General features: G+C 66.1%; 7 protein-coding genes. 4 read left to right on the top strand and 3 right to left on the bottom strand.

Translation table 11 applies throughout. The annotated features are described in order from the left end of the window. Nucleotides 1-278 precede the first annotated feature (278 nt). The gene (locus tag AC6LJW_RS16830; protein ID WP_498087811.1) at nt 279-779 is read left to right on the top strand and encodes a YjjA family protein; all 501 of its coding nucleotides are present in this window, start codon (nt 279-281) and stop codon (nt 777-779) included. Here the strand turns inward: AC6LJW_RS16830 and nhaR are convergent. After that, on the bottom strand, nt 754-1683 hold the full coding sequence (gene nhaR / locus AC6LJW_RS16825) for a transcriptional activator NhaR (RefSeq protein WP_056565292.1): 930 nt from the start codon (nt 1681-1683) through the stop codon (nt 754-756). The two genes, AC6LJW_RS16830 and nhaR, sit on opposite strands and share 26 nt — an antisense overlap. Before the next feature lie 147 nt (nt 1684-1830). On the opposite strand from nhaR, the gene AC6LJW_RS16820 reads away from it, so the two are divergent. The 3 genes from AC6LJW_RS16820 (at nt 1831) to AC6LJW_RS16810 (ending at nt 4101) form a co-directional block, all read left to right on the top strand. After that, nucleotides 1831-2841 carry a TerC family protein gene (locus AC6LJW_RS16820; RefSeq protein ID WP_056565289.1) on the top strand — a complete coding sequence of 337 codons (1011 nt, stop codon included), beginning with the start codon at nt 1831-1833 and terminating at the stop codon, nt 2839-2841. Then, nucleotides 2838-3257: a universal stress protein gene (locus AC6LJW_RS16815; RefSeq protein ID WP_498087810.1), complete on the top strand. Its 420-nt coding sequence runs from the start codon at nt 2838-2840 to the stop codon at nt 3255-3257. Before AC6LJW_RS16820 ends, AC6LJW_RS16815 begins: the two co-directional genes overlap by 4 nt. Before the next feature lie 67 nt (nt 3258-3324). Then, nucleotides 3325-4101, top strand: coding sequence for a fused MFS/spermidine synthase (locus AC6LJW_RS16810; RefSeq protein ID WP_056565282.1), 777 nt, complete (start codon nt 3325-3327; stop codon nt 4099-4101). Nucleotides 4102-4131: 30 nt separating this feature from the next. Here AC6LJW_RS16810 and AC6LJW_RS16805 read toward each other — a convergent pair whose 3' ends face one another. Further along, nucleotides 4132-5463 (bottom strand): hypothetical protein, encoded by a 1332-nt coding sequence (locus tag AC6LJW_RS16805; RefSeq protein WP_498087809.1) that lies wholly within the window; start codon nt 5461-5463, stop codon nt 4132-4134. 33 nt (nt 5464-5496) lie between these two features. Continuing rightward, the gene (locus AC6LJW_RS16800; RefSeq protein WP_498087808.1) at nt 5497-7161 is read right to left on the bottom strand and encodes a CHAT domain-containing protein; all 1665 of its coding nucleotides are present in this window, start codon (nt 7159-7161) and stop codon (nt 5497-5499) included.

Genomic DNA, 7161 nt, shown 5'->3' with positions numbered 1-7161 from the left:
GCGGCGTCGGGCGACCTACGAAGATCCCTCGCGGCAGCAAGATCAACAACTCACGAAGCCCACCCACACACCACACCCGCCGCCTCTGCGACGTTCGACAACCTGACCCATCACACCAGTATCAAAGCCGTGACGTTACGAATGCAATTGCTACGGTGCCAGGGAGGACGGTCGCCGCTCGAACATCATTTGTCGCATTACATGCCCTGCCCGCGTGCCGCTTTTCGCCGTTGCGCCACTACGATGGCCGCAGTTATTTACCGCACCAGGAGCAAGTCATGAAGATCCCTTACCGCCACCTAGCCGCCGCCGCCGCCCTCATCGCGGCGCAGGGCTACGCAGGCACCGCCAGCGCGCAGTGGCTCGATGCCGTAAAGGGACAGATGGAGGGCGCCGGTAAAAGCAGCTCAACCCCAGGCAGTGCAACCCAGAGCGGTTCAACCCAAGGCGGCATCCTGCAAGGCCTCGGCAACAGCCTCCCGTTGTCATCGCTAAGCCCCGCCTCCGCCGGCAACGCCGCCGGCGTGCTCGAGTTCTGCATGAAGAACAACTACCTCGCCGGCGGCGACGCGCAAGCCCTGAAAGATCAGCTGATGGGCAAGATCGGCGGCGGCTCCACCCAGAAGGCCAAATCGGATTCGGGATACCTGGCCGGCCTCCAAGGCCTGCTCAACGGCAGCGACGGCAAATCCGTCGACCTGAGCGGCGGCGGGCTGAAAGAGGAACTGACCCGCAAGGCGTGCGATCAGGTCCTCAAGCACGCGAAGTCGTTCCTGTAGCCGGACGTCCGAAAATATCCTCCCGCGCCGCACGACTCAACGCCACCACCGCCGGATGCTCCAGCCGCTGGTCGGTCGTGATGGCGTAAAACTGCTCCTTCACGTCCGCCGCGTGCCCGATAGCGCGCACGCGGTACTGCTTGCATAGATACGCCGCCGTCGCCGACGGCGCCACGAACAGCCCCGTTCCGGTCTGTCCAAAGGAATTCATCAGCGCACTGTCATCGAATTCCCCCACGATGCGCGGCCGTATATCGTGCTCATCGAACCATTGCAAAAGCCGCGGCCGGATGGCGGCGTCTTCGCCAGGCAAGAGGAACGGCGCCTGGTCCAACAGCGCGGGAAACTTCCCCGGCAGGCTCTCCAGCAACGGCCGCGATCCAAAAAACGTCAGCCCGCATTCCCCCAGCAGATGGCTGAACCCCCGCACATTCAGATTGTTCGGCATCGGGCGATCCGCGATCACCATGTCGAAGCGATGCACCGCCAGATCGGCCAGCAGAAACGGCAGCCGCCCTTCGCGGCAGATCAGCCGCACGTCCTGGTCCAGGTGCAATGCGGGTTCGATCATCCGGTACACCATCGCCTTGGGCATCCCCTCGGCCACGCCTACCTTGAATTCCAGCGCGCGCCGCGCCGGCCGCTCGCGCAGGTCGTCCAGCAGCTCGTCGCCCATCGTGAAAATGCGGTCCGCATACTGCAGCGCGTGGCGGCCCACGTCGGTCAGTTCCAGACCGCGCCCGGCGCGACGGAATAGCTCCGTGCCCAGCGTGGATTCGAGTTCCTGGATCTGGCCGCTGATCGATTGCGGCGTGCGCTGGAGTTGCTGCGCCGCGCGGGCAATGCTGCCCGCCTTGGCGACCGTCCAGAAATAGCGCAGATGCTTGTAGTTGAGAGTGACCATGGCTGATCAATCCAAAAAATCTGACTATCGGGTCATCATAATGCGGATTGTTGGAGGAATCGCCCCGCACTAGACTGGCCTTGTGCGATGGAAGTACGTGTTTCCCATGGCGCGGCGGTCGCGGCGCGATGGAAGGAGGCGCCTCTCATGAACCGGGTCGAAACCTTTGCGACGCTGCCGATGTGGGCGGGGTTCGTGGGATTCGTGCTGATTGTGCTGGCGCTCGACCTGTATGCGTTCGGCGGGCGCCGCGCACACCGCGTGTCCTCGCGCGAGGCGCTGTGCTGGGTGGCGGCCTGGATGACGCTTGCCACGCTGTTCGGCGGCCTGATGTGGTGGTATCTGGACGCCACGCTGGGCCGGGCGGTCGCGCATCAGAAAGCGCTGGAGTTCTACACCGGCTACCTCATCGAACTGTCCCTGTCCGTGGACAACATGTTCGTGTTTTCGCTGATCTTCACGTACTTCGCGGTGCCGCTGGAATTGCAGCGGCGCGTGCTGCTGTATGGCGTGCTGGGCGCCATCGTGATGCGGATCAGCATGATCCTGGCCGGCGTGTGGCTGTTGTCCCAGTTCGTGTGGCTGTTCTATGTGCTGGGCGCGTTCCTGATCTTCACGGGGCTGAAGATGCTGTTCACCGCGGGCCGCCAGCCGGACATCGCGCGCAATCCGCTGGTGCGCTTTCTGCGGTCCACCATGCGGATCACCAAGGACTATCACGGGCAGTCGTTCTTCGTGCGCATCGACGGATTGCGGTACGCAACGCCGATGTTCGTCGTGCTGATCGTGATCGAGGCGACGGATGTGGTGTTTGCCGTGGACAGCATCCCCGCCATTTTTGCGGTGACGACCGATCCGTTCATCGTCTTCACATCCAATATTTTCGCCATCATGGGCCTGCGGGCGCTGTATTTCCTGCTGGCGGACATGGTGGCGCGGTTTCACTATCTGAAGTACGGCCTGGCGTCGGTGCTGGTCATCATTGGCGGCAAGATGCTTGCCGAACAATGGGTCCACGTGCCGGTGCACTGGTCGCTTGGGGTGGTTGGCGTGATCCTGCTGGCGTCGGTTGGCGCAAGCTGGGTGATGCCCGGACGGGGCGCGCATAAGCCCGCGCGCACCGAGGCCAGGAAGTCACGAACCGGAGGTCTGCCATGAACACGATCATTCTTGCCACCGACGGGTCGCTGCACAGCGATGCGGCAGCCCGATTTCTGGTGGAAAGTCCCTTGCTCAACCGCGATTTCGTCGTGCACGTGGTGCACTGCGAACCCGACGTGGGCGGTGACGTGAAGTCCTTCATCGACAAGGAGGACATCGCCGCCTGGCACCACGAGGAAAGCGGCAAGGCGATGCAATCGGTGGTTGGCATCCTGAGCGCCGCCAACATCGGTCACGAATGCCACGAGTTCGTCGGCTTTACGCCGGAAAAGATCGTCGAGTATGCGAAGCAGATAGACGCCGGGGCGATCGTGATTGGCTCGCATCATCACAGCCCGCTGATCAACGCCATCCGGGGCTCGGTCAGCGGGCGGATTCTGGCGCACTCGCCTTGTCCGGTGATGCTGGTGTGAAGCAGCCCGGGCCGCGGGGGCGCGGCAGTGGTATCTTCTGCGGATTCTTCGCCTTGCACCTGCGCCCATGTCCGACGTTCCTGTTCCCGCCGATTCGCCCGTTTCCGACGAGCCGGCGGCCCCGCACCGCCCCTTTATCCAGAATGCCGGCACCCGGCGCACGCTGCATTTCACGCAGCAGGAGATCCAGAGCAGCATGTCGCTGCTCAACCCGGATGCGCTCGAGATCGAATACACGCGGATGATGATGGGCTTCGTGCTGTTCAAGCCGGAACCGGCGGACATCCTGATGGTGGGCCTGGGCGGCGGATCGCTGCCCAAGTTCTGCCACCGCTATCTGACGGGGGCGCGCACCACGGTGGTCGAGATCGATCCCGCCGTCATCGCGCTGCGCGACGCGTTCATGGTGCCGCCGGACGGCGAGCGCTTTCGGGTGGTCCAGGCCGATGCAGCGCAGCACCTGGCCGGGCTGACGGACGAGGCCGATGTGATCCTGCTGGACGGATTCGTGGCCGGCGGCATTCCGGACGCCCTGTGTTCCACCGCTTTCTACGCCGACTGCTATCGCGCGCTGCGCGACGACGGCATCCTGGTGATCAACTTTCACGTCAATCACCCCATGCACCACGAATACCTGGACCGCGTGCGCGACGCGTTCGGCTCGTCGATGTTCGAGGTGGTCGACGACGACATGACGAACAGCATCGTGTTCGCCTGCAAGGGCAACCTGCTGGAAAACCCGGCGGCCGCGCAGCTCACGCGGCCGGCGGCTATGCCCAAGGATGCGTGGCGCCAGCTGATGCCGACGATGCGCGTGATCGGGGCGACGCTGGAGCTGCGCTAGTCCGGGGATTACGCGATGCCGGGTGCTGCGCTACGCCGGGTCGCTCAGCATGATGGACAGCAAATCGCGTGTGGCGCGCGACAGGATGCCGGGCGCCGGCGCACCCCCCTTTTCACCGAGTGTCTTCGTCAGGCTCGACACCGTCTGCGCGACGGCATCGTCGTCCAGCACCTTTGGCGCGGGCCCGGTTCCTTCCGTTTGGACGGCCGGCGGCGTGATGTGCTTCTTGGCCGCCTTCAGCAGCTCCGCCACCGGATCGGCCTTGCCCCGCGCGTTGACGCGGTCGGTCATCGCAGTGGCCAGGCTTTTGCCGCCGCTGCGGGTCCGCAGGCCCGACCGTTCGCTTGCAGCTTCCCACGCGCCGCGTTGCGCGGCATAGGCGGTCAGCAGCGCGAAGCGGTCCGCGTCGATCAGCAGCGGCGATTCCGCCACCGCAATCAACAGGGACTGGTAGGCGGCGCTGGCGGCCGTGGCGTCGTTGCCGATCAGGCCCTTGGACACGTCCTTCCACAGGTGATGGAACGGCAGCGTGGTGGCCGCGGCAAACATGTCCGCACCCAGCGTCGCGCGCTGCTCGAAGGCCAGCACCAGATAATCCACGTCGTTCACCGGCTCGGGCTTGCCGGCCGCGTTCTGGCGGTGCAGCACGCCGTCGATGAGTTGCAGTCCCGACAGCTTGTCCTGCGAGTCCGCGCCGGCCAGGACGCGATAGCCGCTGCGTCGCAGCGCGTCGCCGTCGTAGACGCCGAAGCGCACGCTGACGCCGTCGGTGCCGAACAGCTTGGCCAGCGGCGTGAGCAGGCTTTCGCCCGTCTTGACGATGGCGCCGCCCACCGGGCCGCCCAGCATCGTGACTGCGGTGGACACGAAATCCAGGATGCCGCGGGAAAGGCTGCTGTCGGCGAAGCGGCACAGCGCCGCGTACATCTCCAGTCCGTCGCTGGCGTAGGGGACATTGCGCGCGACATAGACGTCGCGAAACGCCACGCGGCGAGCGCCGGCATCGGGCGCGGCCGCGCCCAGCGCCTGCTGGATGAGGTCGTAGCCGACGATGTACGGAATCTCGCGCCGCGCGCCGTCCGCGCCATAGCGCAGAAAAAACGTGCACAGCGGCAGAAACTGGCTGAGATAGTTGCCCGCGTCGCACAGACGCATTTCGACCAGCCGGACGCTGAAGTAGCACTGGCCGGGCACGAACGCGGCGCCGGTGACGCCGGCGGCCAGCGCGGGCGTGCCGCCGGGCGGCTCGATCTCCGCGTAGAAGTTGCGCCCCGCGGGCACGGTGGGCAGCAGCGCGCCCGCGCCGTCGCCGCTTGCCGCCTTGTTGCCGATGCCGCGCAGCATCCCGAATAAACCGTCCATGTCAGCTCCTTGTGCGGCGTGGCCGCTGCCCGCTCAGTCGCGCACGATGGCCATTGCCGATGCCCACGTCGGCAGGTCGCCCGCGTCGCCCTGCGCGGCCTTGCACGCATAGCGGTAGGCCTCCGCCAGGTCCTTGGGCTGCGCCGCATCCAGGTACACGTCGTAGAAGCGCTGGATGTAGCGCGCGCAGGATTCTTCCTCGACCTGCCAGCGAAAAGCCAGCACGCCGGCCGCACCCGCGCGCATGACTTCCAGCGCGGTGCGCACCGACGCGCCGCTGCACGAGGACAGCACCAGCAGTTTGCACTTGCCCGCTTCCATCCACTGGCCGATCAGCCGGATCGACAGTTGCCAGGCTTCGCCGTCCTCGCCGGGCAGCACCAGCATCGTGCTTTCGCCTTCGGACACCGAATGGCCGGCGAAGTGGAAGATGTCGTAGTTGCCGGTGCGCAGGCGTTCCTCGATGCGGCGCTGCAGGTCCGCGCCAACGAGCCCGGGCTCGTCCGCGGCGCGCACGTGGTCGATGATCAGGTGCCCGGGCACGCGCGCGGCCAGTTCGGCCAGGTGCTCGCGTTCCTTGGCCACGGACTGCAGCGGCCCGAATTCCATCGACGGCAACGGTGGGCCGCCGTCCTCGCGCCGGAAGGTGACGGTGCCGAACACCGAGCTGGCATCCATGAACAGCATCCGCACTGGCTGCCCAGGCGTGCGCGCGTCCGGCTCCCAGCGCGGCGCGGGCGCCGTGCCGTCCAGATGCAGACGCCGCGCCATCGGCAGTTCCAAACACAGGTAGCGGCCGCTGTCGGCGCCGAATTCCCGGCCCATCTCAAAGGGCAGGTTGAAAAGGCGCGACACCTCCTGGCTGGCCAGGTTGAATTCGAAGCGCAGGTCCAGTCCCGCGAACGCGCCCGCGCCCGGCGACACTTCCTCGTCGCGCGCGCGCTGGATCAGCTTGGCGACCGGCGCGCCCAGGCTGTGCGTCACCATGGCGCTGAACACGTCCTCGCCCACGCCGCTCAGGTCTTTCAACCATTGCGGCGCTTTCGTCTCCCCAAGATAGGGGCTGAACGTCTCGATGCGGCCCACCAGCGCCGAGATCCGGTCGCGCTCCTTGTACGGCATGTCCTGCGACGAATACTCGTGCCGCCCCATCTGGATGCGGTAGGTGATCGAGTGCTCGCCCACGCGGATGATGAGCCGCCGCCGGCGCTTGGGGGCCAGCGGCGTCAGGCACGTCAGCACGGTGGCGACCTCCGCACCGCTGTTGACGCCGGTTTTCGCGTCGTTGGTCCACATGAAGACCTCGGGGCGCTCCAGCACGTAGCGCTGCACCAGTTCGGGCGGGTCGACCGCCAGCACCAGCAGCGGGACCTGCGAACGCGCGGCGATCCACTCCAGCAGCTCGACGGCGGCCGCGCCGGGCTTGCCGCGCTTGCTGGCGGTGGAGCCGAGCCGCGCGTCGATGATGACGAGCCGGGGTTCGATGCGGGGCGTGGACAGGTCCCACGATTCGATCTGCGTCTTGGCGCTTTCCAGCGACGTGCGGCGGCGTAGCTCGGCGCCCACGAACGGCGCGATCGCGGGGTACTGCTGGACGAGGCGATGCAACTGGGCAAGATTGTTGGCCCAGTCGTCCTCATGCTCGTCGTTCATGCTGGCCAGCAGAATGAAGTTCGGTCCGGCGGCGTCTTGTTCCAT

This window comes from Achromobacter sp. 1012554356 (assembly GCF_059760815.1).
This window is presented reverse-complemented; position numbering and strand designations above follow the sequence as displayed.